Consider the following 1,642-nt stretch of genomic DNA (forward strand, 5'->3'; position numbering starts at 1 on the left):
CTGCTCGCGTATAGGGCAGCTTCTGTTCTATCACGAGGGCTACTGCCTCGCGTTTGAATGCTTCATCGTACCGTTATCTGCGTTTCGGGTTTGTCATGGTAACCTCCTCCGTAATATCGGAAATGAGATCGAGCCACTGTCAACTAGATGGGGGGATGATCACTACCTTGGGACACCCCTATTGAGTGTTCCCCCTTGAATGTAGTCAAGAATTGTATCTCGATATGCGGGCTCGAACCCTTGGACTAGTAGAGGAAAGACCTCCCATTGACAATCGCAGAAGTAGCCGTTCCAGTATAGCTTAATACTACTTGGCGTAACCAGCCTCATTGGAGGAATACCTACTCGTCCGATCTCTTGCCCGTGTCTGGATATGGTACAGTATGTATGTATTCTAGCGGGATCTGATTGATCAAGTCGTTGGCATTGATCCAGCAAATTCAAAACATGACGAACTCGAACTTGATCTGTATCCCTGCTATGTGCAAGGTACAATGAAGTGTCTCGCTTGGATAGGCTGGTTGTAAAGTAAGCAGTGAGGGGGTAAGTTCCTAGAAAATAACAGTCTAGGCACAACCCATCATCACCGGATTTCACACCAGTGTGTCGAGCCCCTCCACAAGAGGTCAGCAGCACTAGCATCACGAATACACTCAAAATGGCTTTCACTACTTAATCCTTTTTTGTTGAGTCGCTTTTACTCGCTTCCTGTCCGTCTGTTTTGCTTACGTCCGGAGTATCTGTTGGCTTTGCAACCTTACGAACCTCAGCACGATGATTGGATCGCGATGGCCTACTTGAGTCCAATAGCCTATGAAGTATCCGGGCCGTCCTTGTTTCGATACCAAGAATAACACGCCTTTCCTCTACGTTATCATACTGGGGATCATGGCTCTTCTCCTCATCAATATCAACGAAGTACTGGGCTTCATCCAAAAAAGATCTCACTCCATGACTAAACTCATGGAGAAGAAGCTCATATGGTGAAATCAGGGCATTATCAACAACAGAACCAACGGTTGGGTTCCAAGATAAGGTATTATTATACGGGTTGAATGACGGAGGATATTGCCATCTACCATTCGCACCCATGATTGGGTACTCATGCGACCGGTCGTGTGTGGTAAATCGGAACTTGATCTTGACATCTTTGATGTTCTTAGCAGCTAAGAGGGTCGCAGCAGCCTCATAGGCTCCATTCTCGGCAAAGAACTCGATCGCACAATCGACATACTCCATGAGGCGCATCTGCTCCTGTTCCGTTCCAATGGGGATAATCTCGCGCCCATTGTTGTCATAGTTCGTGATCGGATTGTTCCCAGCATACTGATACGGCGTCAGTGCGGTGTATTTGTTCCACAGTGGATCCACGGACAGGAACCTCCCATACCCCGCATCGTACTGCCTGACGCCGTAGAAGCCCAGTGCGCTCTCGTTGTCCGTCTCACGGCCGATGTAGCCCATACGACCCATCAGCGCTTCGTTCGGAAGATTCACGTCCTCGCCGAAGGCCGTGTACGCACGCTGGTCCGCACCGTATTCCGGCGTGCCGCGACGTACCTGCACCGTGCTGCCAAGATGATCCGTGAAGACGATCTCCTTCGTTCCTCCTGCTGCACGCGTGATGATCCGCGTGTTCATC

The 1,642-nt window shown here is 49.6% G+C and carries 1 protein-coding gene; it reads right to left on the minus strand.

What is annotated here, in order from left to right:
• Positions 1-672: 672 nt before the first annotated feature.
• On the minus strand, positions 673-1,641 hold the full coding sequence (locus tag BGO89_00015; protein OJX59585.1) for a hypothetical protein: 969 nt from the start codon (positions 1,639-1,641) through the stop codon (positions 673-675).
• Between the last annotated feature and the right edge of the window lies 1 nt (position 1,642).

Origin of the sequence: Candidatus Kapaibacterium thiocyanatum (assembly GCA_001899175.1) — a bacterium.
Lineage (GTDB): Bacteria > Bacteroidota > Ignavibacteria > Kapaibacteriales > Kapaibacteriaceae > Kapaibacterium > Kapaibacterium thiocyanatum.